The organism is Nonomuraea sp. NPDC050540, assembly GCF_044457485.1.
Classification (GTDB): domain Bacteria; phylum Actinomycetota; class Actinomycetes; order Streptosporangiales; family Streptosporangiaceae; genus Nonomuraea.
This window is the reverse complement of record NZ_JBITHA010000009.1, coordinates 42,080-62,395: the sequence shown is the minus strand read 5'-3', so window position 1 is coordinate 62,395 and position 20,316 is coordinate 42,080. Positions and strand designations below refer to the sequence as shown.

At 72.2% G+C, this 20,316-nt stretch carries 17 protein-coding genes; 8 read left to right on the top strand and 9 right to left on the bottom strand.

The window, feature by feature from the left end; translation table 11 throughout:
• Positions 1–166: 166 nt before the first annotated feature.
• From ACIBI5_RS29340 to ACIBI5_RS29320, 5 genes are all read right to left on the bottom strand, one after another.
• On the bottom strand, positions 167–2,926 hold the full coding sequence (locus ACIBI5_RS29340; RefSeq protein WP_397251971.1) for a hypothetical protein: 2,760 nt from the start codon (positions 2,924–2,926) through the stop codon (positions 167–169).
• 59 nt (positions 2,927–2,985) lie between these two features.
• A complete protein-coding gene (locus tag ACIBI5_RS29335; protein WP_397251970.1) occupies positions 2,986–4,440 on the bottom strand; it encodes a flavin-containing monooxygenase in 1,455 nt (484 codons plus the stop codon).
• Positions 4,437–5,309: a metal-dependent hydrolase gene (locus ACIBI5_RS29330; RefSeq protein ID WP_397251969.1), complete on the bottom strand. Its 873-nt coding sequence runs from the start codon at positions 5,307–5,309 to the stop codon at positions 4,437–4,439. Before ACIBI5_RS29330 ends, ACIBI5_RS29335 begins: the two co-directional genes overlap by 4 nt.
• Complete coding sequence (locus ACIBI5_RS29325; protein ID WP_397251968.1) at positions 5,306–6,124, bottom strand: M24 family metallopeptidase; 819 nt, start codon at positions 6,122–6,124, stop codon at positions 5,306–5,308. Before ACIBI5_RS29325 ends, ACIBI5_RS29330 begins: the two co-directional genes overlap by 4 nt.
• 273 nt (positions 6,125–6,397) lie before the next feature.
• Positions 6,398–6,565, bottom strand: a complete 168-nt coding sequence (locus tag ACIBI5_RS29320; RefSeq protein WP_397251967.1) for a hypothetical protein — start codon at positions 6,563–6,565, stop codon at positions 6,398–6,400.
• 105 nt (positions 6,566–6,670) lie between these two features.
• Here ACIBI5_RS29320 and ACIBI5_RS29315 point away from each other — a divergent pair, with 105 nt between their 5' ends.
• Together ACIBI5_RS29315 and ACIBI5_RS29310 are read left to right on the top strand one after the other, a co-directional pair.
• Positions 6,671–7,453: an SURF1 family protein gene (locus ACIBI5_RS29315; protein WP_397251966.1), complete on the top strand. Its 783-nt coding sequence runs from the start codon at positions 6,671–6,673 to the stop codon at positions 7,451–7,453.
• A gap of 8 nt (positions 7,454–7,461) precedes the next feature.
• Positions 7,462–7,770 (top strand): DUF3817 domain-containing protein, encoded by a 309-nt coding sequence (locus ACIBI5_RS29310; RefSeq protein ID WP_397251965.1) that lies wholly within the window; start codon positions 7,462–7,464, stop codon positions 7,768–7,770.
• Positions 7,771–7,817: 47 nt separating this feature from the next.
• Here the strand turns inward: ACIBI5_RS29310 and ACIBI5_RS29305 are convergent, their stop codons facing one another.
• Together ACIBI5_RS29305 and ACIBI5_RS29300 are read right to left on the bottom strand one after the other, a co-directional pair.
• Positions 7,818–8,009, bottom strand: a complete 192-nt coding sequence (locus ACIBI5_RS29305; RefSeq protein ID WP_379621872.1) for a hypothetical protein — start codon at positions 8,007–8,009, stop codon at positions 7,818–7,820.
• 91 nt (positions 8,010–8,100) lie between these two features.
• Positions 8,101–10,254: a hypothetical protein gene (locus ACIBI5_RS29300; RefSeq protein ID WP_397251964.1), complete on the bottom strand. Its 2,154-nt coding sequence runs from the start codon at positions 10,252–10,254 to the stop codon at positions 8,101–8,103.
• A 108-nt stretch (positions 10,255–10,362) separates the two neighbouring features.
• Here ACIBI5_RS29300 and ACIBI5_RS29295 point away from each other — a divergent pair, with 108 nt between their 5' ends.
• Positions 10,363–11,100: an alpha/beta hydrolase gene (locus ACIBI5_RS29295; protein WP_397251963.1), complete on the top strand. Its 738-nt coding sequence runs from the start codon at positions 10,363–10,365 to the stop codon at positions 11,098–11,100.
• Here the strand turns inward: ACIBI5_RS29295 and ACIBI5_RS29290 are convergent.
• Positions 11,060–11,920: an arylamine N-acetyltransferase gene (locus tag ACIBI5_RS29290; protein ID WP_397251962.1), complete on the bottom strand. Its 861-nt coding sequence runs from the start codon at positions 11,918–11,920 to the stop codon at positions 11,060–11,062. The two genes, ACIBI5_RS29295 and ACIBI5_RS29290, sit on opposite strands and share 41 nt — an antisense overlap.
• 73 nt (positions 11,921–11,993) lie before the next feature.
• Between ACIBI5_RS29290 and ACIBI5_RS29285 the strand changes: the two genes are divergently transcribed.
• Positions 11,994–12,668 (top strand): response regulator, encoded by a 675-nt coding sequence (locus ACIBI5_RS29285; RefSeq protein WP_397251961.1) that lies wholly within the window; start codon positions 11,994–11,996, stop codon positions 12,666–12,668.
• Complete coding sequence (locus tag ACIBI5_RS29280; RefSeq protein ID WP_397251960.1) at positions 12,665–16,051, top strand: DUF4153 domain-containing protein; 3,387 nt, start codon at positions 12,665–12,667, stop codon at positions 16,049–16,051. The genes ACIBI5_RS29285 and ACIBI5_RS29280 overlap by 4 nt, the downstream gene beginning before the upstream one ends.
• On the opposite strand, the gene ACIBI5_RS29275 is transcribed toward ACIBI5_RS29280, so the two are convergent.
• On the bottom strand, positions 16,048–17,229 hold the full coding sequence (locus ACIBI5_RS29275) for a glycosyl hydrolase family 8 (protein WP_397251959.1): 1,182 nt from the start codon (positions 17,227–17,229) through the stop codon (positions 16,048–16,050). The two genes, ACIBI5_RS29280 and ACIBI5_RS29275, sit on opposite strands and share 4 nt — an antisense overlap.
• A gap of 74 nt (positions 17,230–17,303) precedes the next feature.
• On the opposite strand from ACIBI5_RS29275, the gene ACIBI5_RS29270 reads away from it, so the two are divergent.
• From ACIBI5_RS29270 to ACIBI5_RS29260, 3 genes are read left to right on the top strand one after another with little or no spacing between them, the layout of a single operon-like run.
• On the top strand, positions 17,304–18,836 hold the full coding sequence (locus ACIBI5_RS29270; protein ID WP_397251958.1) for an amidohydrolase family protein: 1,533 nt from the start codon (positions 17,304–17,306) through the stop codon (positions 18,834–18,836).
• A 29-nt stretch (positions 18,837–18,865) separates the two neighbouring features.
• On the top strand, positions 18,866–19,924 hold the full coding sequence (locus tag ACIBI5_RS29265; RefSeq protein WP_397251957.1) for an alanine racemase: 1,059 nt from the start codon (positions 18,866–18,868) through the stop codon (positions 19,922–19,924).
• Between the two features lie 8 nt (positions 19,925–19,932).
• The gene (locus ACIBI5_RS29260; protein WP_397251955.1) at positions 19,933–20,313 is read left to right on the top strand and encodes a RidA family protein; all 381 of its coding nucleotides are present in this window, start codon (positions 19,933–19,935) and stop codon (positions 20,311–20,313) included.
• The last annotated feature ends 3 nt before the right edge of the window (positions 20,314–20,316 follow it).

Below are 20,316 nucleotides of genomic sequence, written 5' to 3'. Positions count from 1 at the left end.
TCCGGGCCGGGGTGCAGGGCCGCGGCCCTGGGCACGCCCCAAGGCCGGGTCGCAGGGCGGGGTCCTTGGTCCGGGGTCGGGGGCAGGGCGGGGTCCGGGGTCCGGGGTGGGGCGCAGGGCGAGCCCGGGGGCGGGGCCTGGGGTTGTGGGGGTGGGTGGGGTTCCTTTAGGGGTTGGGGGCTGGGGTGGTCAGGTAGGTGTGGAGGCGGCGGGCCTGGCGGACCAGGTCGCTGGTGCGGGTTCTGGTGGCCAGGTCGGCTATGGCGGGGAGTTCGCCGCGTGCTCCCGCCCAGGCGGCCGCGTCGGCGGCGAAGGAGACCAGGCGGGTGTGGGTGGTCGTGGCGCGTTCGGCTTGGAGGTAGACGGGGAGCAGGCCGGTCATCACCTGCCATACCTCTTGATGGGCCCCGAGCTCCGCCAGCTCCCGCAGGGTGCGTAGCGCGTCGGGGAGGTCGCGTCTCAGGTGGGGGAGCAGGGCGGCGAGTTGCCTGCCGATCTCCTCGCCCGGCAGGTCGCCCGAGGCCGCCAGCCACAGGAACGGCCTCTTGGCCACCGCGCCACCGTCTCCGCGCAACAGCGACCAGGCCAGCAGCAACGCGATGCCCGGCCCGGCCGGCCCGTCGGCGCGTGCCAGCCGGCGCAGGTCGTCCGTGTCCGGCCGGGCGATCGGCCAGGCGGACAGCAGCCCGTACACCGAACGCGCCGCCGCCACCTCCCGGTAGCCGGCCAGCACGGCCAGCATCCGTCCGCACGACTCACCATGTGTCCGCACCGTCAGCAGGTCGCGGAAAAGGTCGCGATCCTCCGGCGCCGGGATGATGTCGGCGACGACGCGCGGGTCGTCGCCGTGCATCGTCCACCGCAGCGTCACCTGCGGCTCCGCGGGCCGCGCGGTCAGCCGCGCGGCCACCATCCGTCCTGCCTCGCCGGGCAGTCGCCGGGCCCGTGCCACCACCCCCTCGCTCGCCGTCCTTCGCAGCCGCAGCAGTGCCTGCCGCAGGTCGGTGGGGAGCGGGAGCACGCCGTCCGGGTATGTCGCCAGGCGCTCCACCAGCACCGCCGCGTCCAGCCCGCCGTCCTCGCGGCTCGGGGTGGCCAGCAGGTACGGCGGAAGCCGTTCGTCGAGCAGAGCTTGGTAGACCTCCGCGTAGCGGGCCAGCGGCAGGTACTTCGAGGCGTCGCACTCCGTGGGGCCGGGGACGCGCTCGGCGATCGTGCGGGTGGGAACGCCGCCCAGGTTGGACAGGATCTGCTCGCCCACCGGGCTCCCCGCGGTCGCGGCCAGGCCGGCCCGGGAGGGTGCGGTGCGTTCCGCGCCCGGCTCGGTCAGCTCCCTGGCCATGGCGGCGGCCCAGTCGGCGGTTTCCCACCACGGCGACGTCCAGTACTCCAGGTCCTTGCAGCGGGCGGCCAGTCCCGCCAGCCCGGCGGCCAGTGCGGCGCGGTCGCCCGCGGCCAGCCGGACGAACGCGTCGAGCCACGTCTCCTGGCTCGGCCAGTCGAACTCCGTGGGCAGGAACACCGCCAGATCCCCGGGCGTGGACGGCGGGGCGGCGAACGGTCCCGGCTCCGGAGCGGGCGGCAGCGGCCGGGGCGGCAGCGGTGCGGGAGCCTGGTCGGGGGAGCCGGCCTCGCCGCCGAACGCGGTCGCGAGAGCGCCGCCCTGGTCGGCGGGCAGGAGCTCGACGACCTGCCTGATCGTCTCGGCGCCGAGCGGGCTGAAGCGGGCCGCGTGTTTGACCGCCAGCTTCACCGCGCGCTCACGTACGACGGCGGACTCACCGGCCAGCGCCGTGGCCAGCGCGGAGGCGTAGTCGTCGAGGTCGTGGGCGGGGTCGCGCAGCAGCCGCTCCAGCCAGCTCAGCCCGGAGCCGACCAGTTTGCTCTCCTGCCGGAACAGCAGCCCCAGCACCGCCTCGCTCGCCTCGTGGACGGGCAGCTCGCCCAGCCTGCGCACCCGCTTGAGCGCCGGCTCCGCCACGTTGCCCGGCGCGGTGGGCAGCAACCGCAGGTAGTCGCGCCCGTGCTCGGCCACCTCGCCGTCGGTGGGGTCGAGCAGGTCGTGCAACCGTACGAAGAAGCGCAGGTCGGCCGCCTGCCCACCGCGCAGGAACCGGCGCACGCAGCCCGACAGCAGCGCCTTCCTGGACACCCGCGCCGCGCCGGTCAACGATCTCGCGGTCAGCTTGTGCAGCGCCTTCGGCCAGTCCGTCGAGTCGCGCAGCGCCCTGCCCACGCCCTCCGCCTCGAACAACCGCGGCACCATCGCGTCGAGCAGCGCGTCCTTGGCCAGCGTCGCGGACGACGACGGGGTGGCGGCGGCCAGCCATGCGAGCGTCAGCGGGTCGTGCTCGGGCGGCTCCGCTCCGGTACGGCGCAGCATCTCCAGCACGAGGCGCACCTGGTTGTCCGCCTCCGGCCGGGCGCCGCGCAGCCGGAGCGCCAGCCGTACCGCGAGATCGGACTGCCAGGCGGCGGGACGGGCCGACAGGACCGCGACCAACTGCGGGACGTCGTCGATCGTTCCCCGCCAGCCGCCAAGCGGGCGGCGCAGCTCGCGGCGGTTGAGCCAGGCGGTCACCGCGGCCGCGCCCGGCAGGGTGGCGGCGCCGGCGACCCGCATCGGCTCGATCCAGCGCTCGGAGATCCAGGGCCGCATGAGGTGCTGGGCTTCGGGGAGGCTGTGGACCGGCGTGTCGAGCTCGTCGGCGCGGGCCTGGAGCGCGTCCCACTTCTCGTGGTGGCGGTCGAGGCGGCGCTCGTCGTCCTCCTCGCCGATCCTGCGGGCCACCGGCAGGTACGCCGTCAGCTCCGCGGCCACCTCGCGGCGCTCGTCGTCGCCGAAACCGGCGGCCAGCAGGGCCACCGCGTGCATGTCATAGGCGTCGACGGCCTTGCGGACCGCCTCCCATGCCCCAGTCGTCATGCGGAAGACTGTAAAGATCGTCACCGACAGTTTTCGGAGATGCGTTCGTATGCCTGGAGTCAGTAGATGAGGTCGTAGGCGGTGGGGTCGACGCGGAGGGTGCGGGCCCAGTACTCGAAGGTGAAGCCGGGCCAGACCGTGCGGTTGACGCCGTGCTCGTCGAGGTACCAGGACTCGCAGCCGCCGGAGTTCCAGACCAGGGGGTCGAGGCGCCGGTGCAGGCGGTCCTGGAAGGCGCGCTGGTGGCCGGGTTTGACGTCGATGGCTCTGGCCTGGGTCTTGGAGAGGAGGCGCAGGCAGTTCATGACATAGCGGACCTGGGACTCGATCATGAAGACGACCGAGTTGTGCCCGAGGCCGGTGTTGGGGCCCAGCAGGAAGAACAGGTTCGGGAAGCCGGCGGTGGTGATGCCGTAGTAGGTCTCGATGCCGTCCTGCCAGGCGTCCTGGATCTTGCGGCCGCCCCTGCCGACGATGCGTTGTTCCTGCAGCGAGTCGGTGACCTTGAAGCCGGTGCCGTAGACGATGACGTCGACCTCGTGCTCGGCGCCGGTCGCATCGACGATCGAGCGGTCACGGATCTCGGTGATGCCGTCGGTGATCAGGGAGACGTTCGGCCTGGTCAGGGCGGGATAGTAGTCGCTGGACAGCAGGATGCGCTTGCAGCCGATGGTGTAGTCGGGGGTGAGCTTGGCGCGCAGCGCCGGGTCGGGGACCTGGCGTGCGAGGTGCCTGCGGGCCATGGTCTCGTGGATCCTCATCAGGCGCGGGTCCACGGCGAAGCCCAGGGCGCGGGTCTCCAGGCCCCAGTAGATGGTGTTGCGGAGCAGGCGGGCGGCGCCGGGCAGGCCGAGGGCTCTGCGCATGGCGCCGGGGATGGCGAAGTCGGGCTTGGCCTGGATCCAGGGCGGGGTGCGCTGGAAGAGGAGGAGTTCCCTGGCCAGGGGGGCGATCTGGGGGACGAACTGGATGGCCGAGGCGCCTGTGCCGATGACCGCGACGCGCTTGCCGGCCAGGTCGGCGGAGTGGTCCCAGGCGCTGGAGTGGAAGGACGGCCCGGCGAAGGCCTCACGTCCCTGGATTTCAGGAAATTTCGGGATATGGAGGGCGCCGATGCCCGAGATGACGGCGTTGGCCCGCATCGTCGCGCCGTCCTCCGTGGTGATCTGCCATTCCCTGGCCTCGTCGTCGTATTCCAGGCCGGCGACCTGCTTGCCGTACCGGATATGCGACCCGATGCGGTACTTGTCGACGCACGCCCGCATGTACTCCCAGATCTCATCCTGCGGGGAGAACATCCGCGACCAGCCGGGATTCAGCTCGAACGAGAAGGAGTACATGTGCGACGGCACGTCGCACGCGCAGCCGGGGTAGACGTTGTCCCGCCAGGTCCCGCCCAGGTCGGTGGCCTTTTCGAGGATGACGAAGTCGTCGAAGCCGGCCTCCTTGAGCTTGATCGCCATCCCGATGCCGGCGAACCCCGAGCCGATGATCACGATCCCCGGCTTCGTCACTGGACCCTCCTGTAGCTCTCGAACTCGGCGTGCGCGGGAGAGATCGCGATGTAGTCGAGCGCCTGCCGGAGATCGCCCTCCTGGCTGGGGTGGAAGCCCGGCCGCAGATAGCGCGGCACGGCCAGCGCCAGGCTGCGCAACGTGGGCACGCGCCCCTGGCGCGCGCGGTAGAAGTAATGCGTCCATTTCGCCCGCAGCCGCCCGCGCAGGATCGGGTCGTTGGCCATGAGGAATCCGGCGCCCCGCTTCAGCAGCAGAACGATCATCGGCCCGGTGACCATCATCGTCCGCGTGCGCCGCGCGTACGAGCCGTCGAGGTGCATGAACAGGTCGAACGCCACGTTCCTGTGCTCGACCTCCTCGGCCCCGTGCCAGCGCAGCAGGTCCATCATGACCGCGTCGGCGCCGGCGTCGTCCAGGGGCCGGGCGTCCAGGATCCACTGCCCGAGCACCGCGGTGTAGTGCTCGATGGCCGCGATCAGCGCGACCCGCTCCTTCAGCCAGTACGTCCGCGCGATCGGCGGCATCGTGTCGTCGCCGAGCATCCGCTCGAAGATCCACTCGATGTTCTCGACGTACGGCCCGGGGTCGAGCCCCTGCTCCTTCATGTGCTCCAGCACGCGCTGGTGCGCGACCGCGTGTGTCCCCTCCTGCCCCATGAACCCCTTGACCTCGGCTTTCAGCCGCGGATCCTGGATGTACGGCAGAGCCTGCTTGAACACGTGCACGAACCAGCGCTCACCGGCGGGCAGCAGCATGTGCAGCACGTTGATCAGGTGTGTGGTGAAGGGGTCGCCGGGCACCCAGTGCAGCGGCGTCTCCTCCCACGAGAACCTGACCCGGCGCGGCTTGATCGAGGTGTCGGTCATCGGGACTCCCAGCGGCGGACGTGGGGAAGGTCGTCATCCAGCCAGTAGGCGTCGTCTTCGGTGACGACCAGCAGTTCCTCGAACTTGGCGCCGACCGTGTCACCGGCGGTGCCCAGATGCGGCTCGACGGCCCACAGCCCTGGGGTCGGCGGATGCTCACTGGCCTTGCCGCCTGCCCAGAGCGGTGAGCGGCCTTCGAGGCGTTCCTTGACGAGTTCGCGCCCGATCGTACGCAGGGTCCTGACCCCGAAGGACTGGAAAACCACGAAACGCGGCCCGCCCAGGCGGATACGGGCGACCTGATGCCCGATCACCCGCCCGGGATAAACCTTGTGCCGGTTTCGATGTCCTAGTTCGGCGATGAGCCGGTCGACTTCCGCGTAGATATCGCGAAAGGTACGGCGGGCCCGTACCAGCTCCAGGATCTTCCCCCGGAACCCGGCCAGATCCCGATCCAGCCGGTCCCAGCCGGCGTTGTCCCCCAAGCGCCCCGAGTACCCGATGTCGGCGACGAACCCGTCCCTGACGGGCGCGCAGTCCAGGACGAAGGGCATGCCCTCTTCGAGCCTCCGCGAGGTAGCCAGGAATTGGGTCGGAACACGAAATTTCCGGAATGCCGTCCGGTCTCCGAACCACGCGAACGGCACGTGGAACCAGTCGTCCGCGCCGTGCCGCTCCAGCCACTTTCGCAGGGCGGTGGCGGCCATGCGCTCGGTCACTCCGGGTTCGAGCCGCGCGGCGACATGCTCGGCGCCCCGATAGGCGAGCTGCTGCAACTCGCGGAACCGGTCGAGGTCCGCAGTCTTATTGGACACATTGTCCAATGTAGTCAGCCGAAGTTGCCCGGTCCAGAGTGAGCCGGGTCACATCGCATGCTGGTGGTCGCCTGCTCCCCGCCGGAGGTGCGGGTGGTGGCGAGACGCGCGCGTTCGCGGGGGCGGCCGCTCAGGCCGGGCGCGGGCCGCTGTGGTGCGCGCTGGGAAGGTGTGCGTCCGGGGCCGCCGGGCTGACGTGCGGGCAGGGCCGTTCCGGGCACACGAAAAGCGCCGAGAGCGTGGCCGTCGGCGCTTGGCTATGTCGGAGTCGGGTTACTTCAGGACGAGGTAGACCGCCACCGCGATGATCGCGAGGACGACCACACCGGCGATGATGGGAAGGGCCGCCGAGCGCTTGCGCGCGCCATCCTGCTCGCTCTGCTGTGCGAACGCGCGGAACTGCTGCGTGTTGCCGGCCGGGTCGGGATGCTGGTCAGACATGCGCAGCACTCTAGCCGGAACGGGTGAGCCGTTTGCACCTTTTGCCAGGACTGGTGTGGGTGCCCCTGATGACGGACCACACCGTCCGGCGGATAGTTTTGAAGCATGCTCAGGACCCTGTTCTCCCCGCGACTGATCGGGCTGCATCTGCTCACGATCGGGGTCCTGACCGCGTTCATCCTGCTCGGTCGCTGGCAGCTCGGAGTCTTCCAGGACTCCGGCAAGCCCCACGCGGCCACCGATCCCGCCCCGGTCGCCGTGGACGGCCTGGCCAAGGTGGGCGCCGGGTTCGAGAACGCGGCCGTGGGACGGAAGGTCACCGCGCAGGGCGTCTACGACGGGGGACGGCAGCTTCTCGTCGCAGACCGCAGGCCCAGCGTGGACACGCCGGGCGGCAACGTCGCGCGGGACGAGGGCTTCTGGGTGCTCACGCCGCTCCGGCTCGCCGACGGGACGCTCATGCCCGTCGTGCGCGGGTGGGTGGCCTCGGCCGGTGACGCGGGCGCCGCCGTACCGGCTGGGAACGTGAACGTGTCGGGGCGGCTGCGGCCGCCGCAGGGGACCGACAGCGTGCAGCGGCGCGCGGAAGGACTGCCCGCGGGGCAGGTGCAGACCGTTTCCACCGGCGAGCTGATCAACCTGTGGAAGGGCGAGAAGGTGCGCAACGGGTTCGTCGTCGCGCAGCCCGCCTCCGGGGCGCTCGCCCCTGTCTCGGTGGCGCCGCCGGTCGTCGGCGGTACGTTCACGTGGCGCAACGCGGCCTATGCGGCCAACTGGTGGATCTTCGCGGGGTTCGCCGTCTTCATGTGGTTCCACTTCGTACGCGACGCCGTACGGGGTGATCGGGGCCGTGCTCGACAGTCCCCTGAGATGGTTCTGGAAGGTTAGGAAAACTAGTGGAGTCCGCCCTCAAGCCCTTCCGGGTGCTCGCCTACATGGTGGGCGTGATGCTGCTCGTGCTCTGCGTGGGCATGTTCCTCAACTACGTCGTCCGGGTCACGTGGTGGCCGGGGCTGATCATCGCGCAGGTGCACGGGTTCCTGTACATGATCTATCTGGTCACCGTCATGAACCTGGGCATGAAGGCGCGATGGAGCTGGCCGTACATGCTGGGCATCATGCTCGGCGGGACGGTGCCGTTCCTGTCGTTCTACGTCGAGCGCAGGGTGACCCAGCGTGTTCAGGCAGCCCTGGCGCAGGCCTGAGCACGGCGAGGGTCTTGGTCCGGGCCCTCGCCGCACTTCCTCCTGGCTCAGTTGCCGATGCCGCGCCTGCGCACGCGCTTGAGGCGCTCGCGCTGAGACGGGTCGAGCATGAAATAGCCGACCACCGGAGCGGCGACCACGCCGAGGACGACCAGCAGGGTGAGCCAACCCGGCAGGAAGATCAGCGAGAGCAGTACGGCGGCGCCCGCGCCTACCGCGTACTTCTGGATTGGCGACATCCTCAACTTCCTCCGAACGCGGAGCGCGCGCCCCGCCTCTCTCACATTGTGCGTCTTCGGTCCAACGAGTGGGGGACCGGTGGGGTTCCATTCACGATATGTCGCGTGGATCGAGGCTCTGGGAGATGGTCAGGAACTCCTGGCGCAGGGGCGCCGGGGCCGGTCTGGCCGCCGGGTCGCCGGCCAGCAACGCGTACAGTACCGCCGCCAGCGCGCCCGCCCTCGTCAGCGGCGCGCCCGGAGCCGGCGGCAACCCCTCGACCGCGGCGAACAACGTCGCACCCAGCGACCACATGTCAGCGGCCGGCCCCGTCGCGCCCTCGGGGGCGGTGTAGGCGGAGATCCCGTTCGGCATCAGCGGCGGGCTGAGAATGGCCTGGCCGGAGGGCGACAGCAGGATGTTGCCTGGGCGGATGTCGCCGTGGTGCTCGCCTCGGGCGTGCAGACCCACCAGCTGATCCAGTACGGCCAGCCCGATCGCGGCCACCTGGACCGGAGGAAGCGGGCCGGTGGTGCCGATCACCTGATCCAGCGCCCGGTCCGTCGGGGTGGAGCCGGGGGCGGCGTGGCGCGGTCTGTGCGGGGGCGTGGGGTCGTAGGCGACCGGCCAGGAGGGCGACGGGTACAGCACGTCACTGATCGGCGCGGCGGGCTCTACGGGCGGTGTCGGGAAGTCGGCCGGTGGCGTCGGGAAGTTCTGTGCGGGTGGCGTCGGGAAGTTCTGGGCGGACGGCGTGGGGAAGCCGTCGGACGGCGGGGCCGGGAAGGTCCCGCCGGGCGGTGTGGGGAACGCGGCTACCGGTGGCGTCGGGTAGGAGTCGTCGGCCGGAGGCGCCGGGGAGGCCCCGGGACCGGGAGGCGGCGGGAAGGGGGCGTCCGGCGGCGTGGGGAAGGCGTCCGGGGACTGCGGTGGGGCGTCCAGGGGGTGCCCGAAGGGGGCGTTCTGCGGTGGCGTGTTCGGGGGCTGCGGGAAGGGGCCGTTGTGGAGAGGGGCGTCCTGGGGTGGAGTGCTCTGGGGTGGGGTGTTCTGGGGTGGACTGCTCTGCGGGTGGGGGAAGGGGGCGTGCGGGTGCTCGACAGGTGTGTCCGGGGTGATGATGGGCGGTGCGGTGAGCGGCGGCTCGGTGGATGGCGGGTTCTCGGGGGCGGGCGGGGACTGGCGGCGTCGGCCGAACACCTTGCGCAGGCCCAGCAGGCGGGACTTGGCGGGCGGGCTGGGCGGCTCGTCCTGCGGTGCGGGCACCGGGCCGCTCTGGTCGCCGGGGTGCGCCGGCGCTTCGCCGCCGACGTGCGGGGCGACAGGGGTGCCCAACGGCGGAGTCTCAGCCAGATGACCAAGCACGGGCGGCGCAGGGTCACCGGGGTGGCCGAAGTCCGGGCCTGGCGGTTGGCCGAAGTCCTGGCCTGCCGCGTGGCCGAGAGCCGGGCCCGCCGGTTGGTCGGAGGTGGGCGGCGACGGGTGGCCGAGGGATGGGGGCGCGGGGTCGCCGGGGGGCGTCGCGGGGTGGTCGAGGGCGGGCGACGGGTGGCCGAAGGGTGGGGTGACCGACGGGCCGGGGGGTGTCGCCGGGGTTGGGGGGAAGCTGCCCGTGGTGGGGACCGACAGGGGGTGGGTGGTGGTGATGGGGTGGTTGAGGGCCAGGCGGGTCAAGGTGGAGGTGATGTCGTCCAGGGACGGCGGTCCGGCGGGGTCGAGCATGGCGCGGATCAGGGCGCGCAACGGCTCGGGGTCGGTGGCCGGTGCGGTGCCCGGCGGGCGGCCCTCCACCGCGAAGTGCAGGGTGGCGGCGAGTGACCACAGGTCCGCCGGCGGGCGCAGGCCGGGGTGCGGCAGGCCGAAGCCGGTCAGTACGGCGCGGCCGGTCGCCGTGAGCATGACCTTGCCGGGGTTGAGGTTGCCGTGCACGATCCCGGCCCCGTGCGCGGTCGTCAGGGCCTCCAGGAGGCAGAGCCCGGCGCGGGCGGCCTGGAGCTCCGGCAGGGGCCGCTTGGCGTCGACGGTACGCGCCAGCGACGCCCCGGACACGAACTCCGTGACCAGCCACGGCCCGCCCTCCTCCTCCACGAGGTCGAGGAGTGGGACGATCGATGGATGCCGCAGTCCGAGCGCCCGCCGGGCCTCCTCGGCCGGCTGCGCCCGCATGTCCCTGACGGCGACGTCACGGTGCGCCACCTCGTCGAAGGCCAGCCGTACCGTGCCTTCGCCCAAGGGGTTCAGCAGCCGATAGCGCCCGCCCAGCTTCATGCTTTCTCCCATTTCGAAACGCACGATAGCGGGATATCTCCGGGCATAGCCATGCGCGGGGGGTACACCGATGTGTTTACCCGGAATCGTGCCTGGTGAGGTGGGCTGGTGCCCAGCCTTCCCGGCACCCTCGACAGCATGCGGAAACTCCTTCCCATCGCCCTCATCCTCGCCGCCGGCTGCCAGGCCGCACCGCCGGCCGTACCCCGGACATCCGAAACCAGGACGGACACCAGCATCGCGTGGACGCCGTGCGGTCCGCGTGAGTGCGGCACCCTGGACGTGCCACTCGACCACGCCCGGCCCCAAGGTGAACGCATCACGCTGGCCCTCACCCGCCTCCCGGCCCGCGACCCCGGCAGGCGGCTCGGCAGCCTGGTGTTCAACCCGGGCGGTCCCGGCGCTACCGGCCTCGACTTCCCGCGGGCCCTGACCGCGGCGCACGACACCCTCGGCGAGCGCCACGACCTGATCGGGTACGACCCGCGCGGCGTGGGCGAGAGCAACCCCGTCCGGTGCCTCACCAAGGAGGACCTGGCTACCGCGTTCACCGCCGACCCCACGCTGCTCAACTGCGCCTACTGGCCCAAGTCCGCCGACCCGCACTCCGGTCGCCTGAGCGGCGCGGGCGCCCCGCCCATCCTGGTCGTCGGCAACACCGGCGACCCCGACGGCGTCTACGAGTACGCCGCCGACGTCGCCGGGCAACTCTCCTCGGCCCGGCTCCTCACCTGGGACGGCGACCGCCACGGCGCCTATGGCGGCAAGAACGCCTGCGTCGACGCCGCGGTGGACGCCTACCTGCTCAAGGGCGCTCTTCCTGAACCGGGGAGCCTTTGCCGCTGACCCAGCGCTCCTGGGCCTCCTGGAGCCTGCGCCACAACTTCTCCCGCTCCCGCGCGCTGACGTCGGCCATGGGGAGCCCGAACACGTCGGCCAGCGCGGCGAAGTAGTCCGCCTGGGTGGTGATCGTCGTGCGCAGCGAGCGGTCGCCGATCCTGGTCAGCACGAGGCCGCGCATGGTGTCCACGCCGCCGGCGTCGCGGCGCTGCACGACGGCGACCCGGACGAAGCCCGAATCCGGCGACGTGGTCAGCTCGCGGTGCTTGTCGGCGAAGTCGGACATCTGCGCTGGAGCCGGGCCGAAGTCCATGCCGATGAACGAGCCGCGCGGGTCGTGGTCGAAGCGCCAGCCGCCGGGCGCGATCTCCGAGGGGCGCAGGCCGTACTCGAAGGGTCCTTGGCGGTAGGTGCCCGCGACCAGGGGGAGCGGCTCGCGGATGGCGTCGCCGAGCCCGAGGTCGACCAGCCATTCGCCGTCGGGCAGGCGGACCGTGAGCACCAGGTGGTTGCCGGCGAGGTGCGGTCCGGTGGCGGACTCCTGCTGGGCGCCGGCGAAGTGCTTGGTGACCTCGTAGCCGAGCGCAGTGGCCAGGAGGGAGAAGGCGCCGTTGAGGTGGTAGCAGTAGCCGCCCCGGCCGCCGATGATGCGGGCCGCGGACTCCTGCGGGTCGACCGTGGTCGGCCGGCCGAGCCAGATCTGCAGGGCCTCGTAGGAGACCCGTTCGATATGGGCGATGTGGAGTTCGCGCAGGTGGTCCACGCTGGGCGGGGCGTTGAGGAGGTCGGGGCGGCCGATGCGGGAGAGGTAAGCGGCGACGTTCACGAGCACAAGTCTGCACGGGATGTCCACAAATTGCCGAGTGTCGTCTGCACAGTCCCCTTCTAGGCTTCGAGTCGTGAAAAGGGTCCTGGTCGTCGAAGACGACGAGACGATCGCACGCGCGGTACGCGACCGGCTGGCCGCCGAGGGCTTCGACGTCCAGGTGGCCGGCGACGGCGAGAGCGCCATGGCCGCCTACGGCAGAGCCGAGCCCGACCTGGTGATCCTCGACCGCCTGCTGCCCGGTCTCGACGGGCTTGAGGTGTGCCGCCGGATGCAGGCGGCCCGCCCGGTTCCGGTCCTGATGCTGACGGCGCTCGGGGAGGAGACCGACGTGCTGGTCGGGCTGGGGGTGGGCGCTGACGACTACATCGCCAAGCCGTTCAGCATGCGCGAACTGGTCGCCAGGATCCACGCGCTGCTGCGCCGGGTCGAACGGGCCGCCCAGCTGGCCGCCGAGGACACGGTGATCCGCGTGGGCGAGGTGGAGATCGACACCGCCGCCCGCCGCGTGTTCGTCGGGGGACAGGAGGCCCAGCTCACCCGGACCGAGTTCGACCTGCTGCGCCGCCTGGCCGAGCGTCCCGGCCAGGTCTTCGAGCGCGACCGGCTGCTGTCGGACGTGTGGGGCTTCTCCGAGGCCGCCGCCACCAGGACCGTCGACAGCCACGTACGGGCGCTGCGCCGCAAACTCGGCCCGGACGTCGTGCGCACCGTGCACGGCGTGGGCTACGCCCTGGTGCGGCGATGAGGCCACTCGACTTCCTCGGCCGGATCAAGGTCAAGCTGGGCCTCGTCATCGTCCTGGCCGTGGGCGTGGCGTTCGTGGTCAACGAGGTCGGCATCAACTCCGGCTACTCGCGCGAGGTACGCATCGCCGTCGCCGCCCTCCTCGCGCTGATCATGGTTCAGTGGCTGGCCAGAGGCATGACCAAGCCGCTGCGCGAGATGGCCTCGGCCGCGCAGACCGTCGCCAAGGGCAGCTACGCGCTCCGGGTCCGCGCCACCTCGCGTGACGAGGTGGGGGAGCTGGCCAGGGCGTTCAACGCGATGGCCGCCGACCTGGCCGAGGTCGACAGGCAGCGCCGCGAGCTGATCGCCAACGTCAGTCACGAGCTGCGCACGCCGATCACGGGGCTGCGGGCCGTACTGGAGAACGTCGTCGACGGCGTCTCCACGCCCGACCCCGTCACGATGAGCACCGCGCTCGCCCAGACGGAACGGCTGGGCCGCCTGGTCACCCAGCTGCTCGACCTGTCGCGGCTCGACTCCGGCGCCCGCCTGATCGAGCCCGAGGCGATCGAACTCGGGCCGCTGCTCGAACAGGCGCTGCGCGAGGCGGGGCTGGCGCGCGAGGACGTGCGGCTGGAGGGGCGGATCCCGCCCGGCCTCGTGGTGCGCGCCGACCCCGACCTGCTGGCCCAGGTGCTGGCCAACCTCCTCGACAACGCGGTACGGCACAGCCCGCCCGGCGCCCTGGTCACCATCGCGGGCGCGGGCCAGGGCGCGGGGATCCGCATCACCGTCGCCGACGAGGGGCCGGGCATCCCTGCCGAGGCCAGGGCGCGGGTGTTCGAACGCTTCTCCCGGCTGGACTCCGGCCGGGCGGCCGACTCGGGCGGCTCGGGGCTCGGTCTGGCCATCGTCAAGGAGATCGTCGAGCTGCACGGCGGCTCCATTCACATCGGCGACGGCACCGGATGCCGGATGGTCGTCGACTTACCGGGGAGGACCACGATGGCGGAAACATCGGTCGGGACCGGGGAGGAACGCCCGCAGGAACGGGCGGCCCACCCACCCCAGGAGGCGGTCACGGCCAAGCCGGCCGTCGTGGCGGCCGAGACGACGGCGGGGGCCACCGCGGGCGTGACGGCCAAGACGACGGCCGCGGCGACGGCGGCAGTGACGGCCGAGGGGCTGCCAGAGGCGACAGCCGGGGCGACGGCGGGGGACGCGCCCGCAGGAGAGGACCAGCGGGCCGCCGTCGGAGGCGCGGCTGCGGTCCCGCAGGACGGGGTGGCAATGGCCGCCGGAGGTGTCCTCGTGATGTCGCAGGACGGCGTCCTCGCAGTGCCGCAGGACGGCGCGGCCGCCGCGTCGCGGGACGGTGCGGCGGCCGAGGCGACGACCGCGGTCCCGGTCGTGACGGCCGAGGCGCGGCCCGGAGGCGTGCCCGCGACGGTGAAGGACGGCGTGGCGGTGGCCGTGACGGCCGAGGGGGTCGTGGCGGCCGAGGCGGCGGCGGTCGCCCGCACCGGCCCGCTCACCGTGCCGGTCGAGGCCCCGGCCACACGACCTACGCCGGTCGCCGGAAACGCTGCGGCGCGGGCCGTGCCGGGTGGGGCGTGGCCTGTGGCGGTTGACGGGGTGGGTCAGTCTCCGGGGCCAGGGGGTGGGCAGCGGCAGCCGGGGAACTGGTTCGGGCGGTTGTTCTGGGGGATCTTCCTGGGGCTGCTGGCCGGGTTCCTCGTCGGGCTGTTCGCCGCCGTCGTCATGGGTGTCGCGTTCGGGGGCGTGGCCGCGCTGATCACGCTGATCCTGGCCACGGCCGCGGGCGGCGCCGTGGGTTCGGTCGTGGCCGCCGACACGGCGGCGCGGCAGCCGTACAAGCAGCGCAGACCTCCGCAGCCGCTCGCGCCGGGCGCCTACGGACCGCCGCCACCCCCCTACCAGCCGCCCCCGCTGCTGCCGAGGCCCGAGCTGCCCGAGACGCCGCGCTGGCTGCTGCCCGCGGCGGCGGGCGCGGGGGTGTTCGCCGCCGTGGCGCTGCCGGACGCGCAGACCGGGCTCGGCCTGGTGCTGGTCGCGCTGGTGCTCGGGGCCGGCGCGCTCCCGGCGGTGCTGCGCAGGGCGACGCCGTGGACGCTGGCGTTCGGGCTGACCGGCTACTGGCTGATCTCGACGGCCGTGGTCAGGGACGCCGACTGGCTGGTCCTGATCATGGTGATGGCCGGGGCCGGGCTGATCGCGCTGGCGGTCTCGGGCGCGGGCACCGGCTGGCTGGGCGTGATCAGGGGCGGCATGTCGGTGGTGCTGGCGCTCGGCCCGGTGCCCTGGCTGCTGTCGGGGCCGGTCAAGCACCTGGTCGCCCGGCGGCGGATCATGCCGGCGCTGGCGGGCGTGGGCATCGCGGTGGTGCTGGTCGGGGTGTTCGGGCTGTTGTTCGCCTCGGCCGACCGTGTGTTCGCCCGCTACCTGGAACGGCTGACGGCCACGCCCGACTGGATGGAGTCGCTCCCGTCGCGCGTTCTGCTGTTCGCGGTGTTCGGGGCGCTGCTGTCGGCGCTGGTCCTGGTCGCGCTGCGGCCGGTCAAGGACCCCGTCGGACCCGGCGTCAAGGTCACGGTCGCGCGGTCGGTCTGGCTGGTGCCGCTGACCGCGCTGAACCTGCTGTTCGGGGCGTTCGTGGCGGTGCAGATCAGGTTCCTGTTCGGCGGCGCGGCGACGGTGCGCAACACCGAGGGCCTGACCTATGCCGAGTACGCCAGGGAGGGCTTCTTCCAGCTCGTCCTGGTCAGCATGATCGTGCTCGGCATCGTGGCCGTGGTCGGGGGCGTGCTGCGCACCGGCCGCCGCGAGCGCTGGGTGCTGGCCGGTCAGCTGGGCGTGCTGTGCGCGCTGACGCTGGTCATCCTGGCCTCCGCGCTGCACCGCATGGACCTCTACACCGAGGTGTACGGGCTGTCGCGGCTGCGGATCTCGGTCCAGGCCACGGTCTGGTGGCTCGGCGTGGTGTTCGCGCTGGTCCTGCTGGCCGGGGCGGCCCGGCTGGCGGGCCGCGGCTCGGGCTGGCTGCCGCGCACGATCGTCCTGGTGACGGCGCTGGGCCTGGGCGCCTTCGCCATGGTCAACCCGGACCTGCGCGTGGCCGAGACCCAGGTGGCGGTGCGCGGCGTGGCGCAGATGGACTCCGACTACCTGGGCGACCTGGGCGCGGAGGCCGTGCCCGCGCTCGTCCGGCTGCCGGAGCCCCAGCGCAGCTGCGTGTTGTTCAACGTGGTCAAGGCCAACGGCCTGGAGCGGCCGGACCCGTGGAACGGCTGGAACCTGGCCCGTTCGCAGGCCAGGGAGCTGCTCGCCCGGCAACCGGTCACCGTCACGGCCAGCTGCCCCCCCGGAACCAGGGGCAGCTAGGGCACCCAGTGGTTGCCGGAGGCGACGATCATCGACTGGAGCTGCACGGTGGCCGCGAAGTAGTCCTTCTTCCCGATCTCCCGCGAGGTCAGGTACGCCCACAGCTTGTCCAGCCAGGCCTGCCCGTCCGGCTGGACGAGCGCGGCCACCGCGAACGGCGCCACGAACGCCGGCTCCGGACCCTCCTCCAGCGGCCTGCCGTCGAGGGTGTAGCCGCCGGCGATCTTCTCCGGGTCGCCGACCTTGGAGATCCAGGTGCTCATCTTGCGGGCGGCGGCAGTGGAGGCGGCGTCGCCGCTGGTGACCGCGTCGGCGCCGATGCGCCACGGGTCGCGCAGGGCGTTCCAGTTGTAGTCGCCGTCGTGCGCGTCCTCCAGCACCTGGCCCTTGACCGGCTTGCCGTTCTTCACGAAGTCGGGCAGCAGGCCGGTCTCGTTCGGGATCTCGGCGATGAGCTTCTGGTGCGCCTGCCGGATCTCCGCCCAGGCCGGGTCGATCTTCTCGAAGGCCCGGAAGTGGTCGATCATCCAGTCGGAGGTGCGTGAGACCTTCGACAGCGGGTCGTCCTGGGTGGCCCAGTCGCCCAGCTTGACCAGCTTGGTGTCCGGGTTCACCTCCGACTCCTTGATCGCGGCGATCCGCTTGACCGCCTTGTCACGGTAGCCGCCACCCCACTGCCGCTGGGCCATGAGCAGGCCGTAGGCCACGTCGAGGTCGCCGTCGGTGGCCGAGTCGGAGCCGTTGACGCTCATGCAGTTCTTGTCCTGCTCGGCGGCGAGCAGGTCGGGGTTGTTGACCGACGGGTGCGCCTCGACGTAGGTGAGGATGCCGTCGAAGAGCTCTCTGTCGCCCATCGTGGCCGCGATGACCAGGCCGTAGCCCTGCGCCTCCGCGACGTACGGGTGGTCGGCGTCCGGTGAGATCACCTGCAGCGAGCCGCACTTCGCGGTGACGAAGGCCGCCTTCCACTTCGCGTAGTAGTCGCGCACCTGCCCGTCCGCGTCGCCCTTCGGGCGCAGCACACCCTGCGCGTACGGCACGCGGTGACTGCCGAACGGCACCGGCTGCTCCATGGAGGCGGGGCCGGTGGCGGCGGGCTTCGCCGAAGGCGGCGCCCCCGCGCATCCGGTGGCGCCCGCTATCAGGACTACGAGGGAAAGGATGGTCAGGCGGCGCATGGGTGTCCCTTCTGATGAGTCGCCAGACGGTATGAGAACGGCAGCCTGGGTGCCAAATCAGGTTTAATCCTTGAGTGGCTTTCGATGTGATCATCAGCGGTGCCCGGGTGCTTGACGGGACGGGCGCTCCGCCGTATCGGGCCGACGTGGCGCTCAGCGGCGATCGCGTGGCGGCGGTCGGCCGGCTGGACGGCGCGCGGGCGGCGCGGGTCGTGGAGGCGGCCGGGCGGTTCGTCGCGCCCGGGTTCGTCGACTGCCACGCGCACGGCGAGGCCGCCGTCTTCGACCCGGCGGTGCAGCTCGCGGCGCTGCGGCAGGGGGTGACCACGTTCGTGCTGGGGCAGGACGGGCTGTCGTTCGCGCCGGGCTCCGCCGCGACCGTCGCCTATGCCACCCGGTACTTCACCGCCGTCAACGGGCGGCTGCCGCACGAGGGGCCGCTCTCGGTCGGTGAACTGCTCGGCGGCTACGACCGGACGGTCGCGCTGAACACCGCCTACCTGCTGCCGCACGGCACGATCCGCTACGACGTGATGGGCCCCTCGCCCAGCGCGGCGGGGCCCGCCGAGATCGCGGCGATGCTGGCCAGGGTGGAGCGCGGGCTGGGCGAGGGGGCCGTCGGGCTGTCGAGCGGGCTGGAGTACCTGCCGGGCCGTTACGCCTCGGCCGAGGAACTGGCCGCGCTCTGTGCTCCGCTGGGCGGCCTGCCGTACGTCACCCATATGCGCGCCTATGGCGCGAAGGCCGCGATCGGCATGGACGAGGTCGGCGAGATCGCGCGCCTGTCGGGGGCGGCGGTGCACGTCTCGCACCTGCACGGCCCGGCCGGGGTGCTGCTGCCGCTGGTGGAACGGGCGCTGGCCCAGGACGTCGACCTGACCTTCGACACCTACCCCTACCTGCGGGGGAGCACCATCCTGGCGATGGTCGTGCTGCCGCCGTCGGTGCCGGGGGCCGAGGTGGACCGGGCGGTCGAGATGCTCGCCTCTCCCGATTTCGACTCCTGGTGGGCCTCGCTGGAGGACACCTGGCCGAGGCTGACGATCTCGCACGCGCCCGGCTCCGCCTGGGCCGAGGGGCTGACGATGGTCGAGGCGGCGGCCCGCGCCGGGCTGCCGCCCGCGGAGTTCTGCAAGAAGCTGCTCATCGACACGCGGCTCGAAGCCGGGTGCGTGACCGCGCGGCCCGACGAGGGACCCGAGGGGGAGGAGTCGGTCCGCCGGATCCTGCGCCACCCCGTGCACACCGGCGGCTCCGACGGCATCTACGTCGGCGGCCACCCGCACCCGCGCGGCTGGGGCGCCTTCGCCCGCTTCCTGGGACGGCACGTGCGCGAGCTCGGTGACTGGACCTGGCAGGAGGCGGCCGTGCATCTGGCCTCCCATCCGGCCCGCCGTTTCGGGCTGGACGGGCGCGGGCTGGTGCGCGCCGGGTCGGCGGCGGACCTGATCGTCCTGGACCCGGCCAAGGTCGGCGACGAGGCCACCTACGCCGCGCCGCGCACGCCGGCCACGGGGGTGGACGACGTGTTCGTCTCGGGTGTCCAGGTGCTGGCCGGAGGCGAGCTGACCGGGGCCACCCCAGGCCGGGCGCTGCGCTCGCGTTGATAGGGTCAACGCGGATGAATGGGGGCATCGTGCAGGGAATTCTCGCGGAGTCCGAGCTGCCGTTGATGGTCGTGCACCGCGCCGCGCTGGAGCACAACGTGGCCACGATGGCCGCCTTCGCGCGCGGCCACGGGCTGGAGCTCGCGCCGCACGCCAAGACCCACCTGTCGCCCGAGATCTCCGCGATGCAGCTCGGCGCCGGGGCGTGGGGCCTGACCGTGGCCAACTCCCGGCAGGCGAGGATCGTCCGCGGCTTCGGCGCGAGCCGGATCATGGTGGCCAACCAGGTCGTGGACCCGGTCGGGCTCGACTGGCTGGCGGCCGAGCTGGAGCGCGACCCCGGGTTCGACTTCCTGTGCTTCGCCGACTCGCGCGAGGGCGTGGACATCCTGCGCGCGCACGCGCCGTCGCGGGGGTTCCGCGTGCTGGTGGAGCTGGGGCACGCCGGTGGGCGCGCGGGCTGCCGGTCGGTGGACGAGGTCGTCGATCTGGCCGGATATATCCAGACCGCGGATGGTGTGTCGCTGGCCGGCGTGGCCGGGTACGAAGGTGCGCTCACCTCAGCCGGAGAAGTCCGGAAATATCTGGGCCTGCTCCAGGACGCGGTCGAGTACCTGCGGGTCAAGAACCCCATCCTGACCGTCGGCGGCAGCCAGTGGTTCGACGTCATCGGGCGCGAACTGGTCGCCGCCCAGGCCACGGTGGTGCTGCGCAGCGGCGCGTACGTCACCCACGACGACGGCTACTACCGCGAGCGCACCCCCTTCAACCGGATCGACGGCGAGCTACGCCCGGCCTTCGAGATCTTCGCGCACGTGCTGTCCACCCCCGAGCCCGGCCTGGCGATCGTCGGCATGGGCAAGCGCGACGCGCCCTATGACGAGGGGCTGCCGGTGCCCAGGCGCGAGGGCCTGACCATCGCCAAGATGCAGGACCAGCACACGGTCGTGCACGGCGACGGCCTGCGTCCCGGGGACGTGCTCTCCTTCGGCATCTCGCACCCGTGCACCGCCTTCGACAAGTGGCGCGCGCTGCCCCTCGTCGACCCTGACTACCGCCAGGTCGGCACCATAACCACGCATTTCTAGGAGATCTCGTGAAGAAGGAAATCAGGACCACCGACGGCGCCGCTCCCGTCGGGGCCTACTCCCAGGGCCTCGTGGTCGGCGACTTCGTCTACACCTCGGGCGCCGGGCCGCTCGACCCGGTGACCGGCGAGGTCGTCGGCGACGACGTGGCCGCCCAGACGCACCAGACGATGAAGAACCTCGGCGCCGTCCTGGCCGCCCACGGGCTCGGCTTCGACGACGTGGTCAAGGCGACCGTGCACCTGCAGCACCTCAAGCGTGACTTCGCGGCCTACAACGAGGTGTACAAGTCGTACTTCAACCAGCCCTTCCCGGTCCGCACCACGGTGGGATCCGACCTGATGGACATCCTGGTGGAGATCGACTTCGTCGCGCACAAGAGCGCGTAAGGT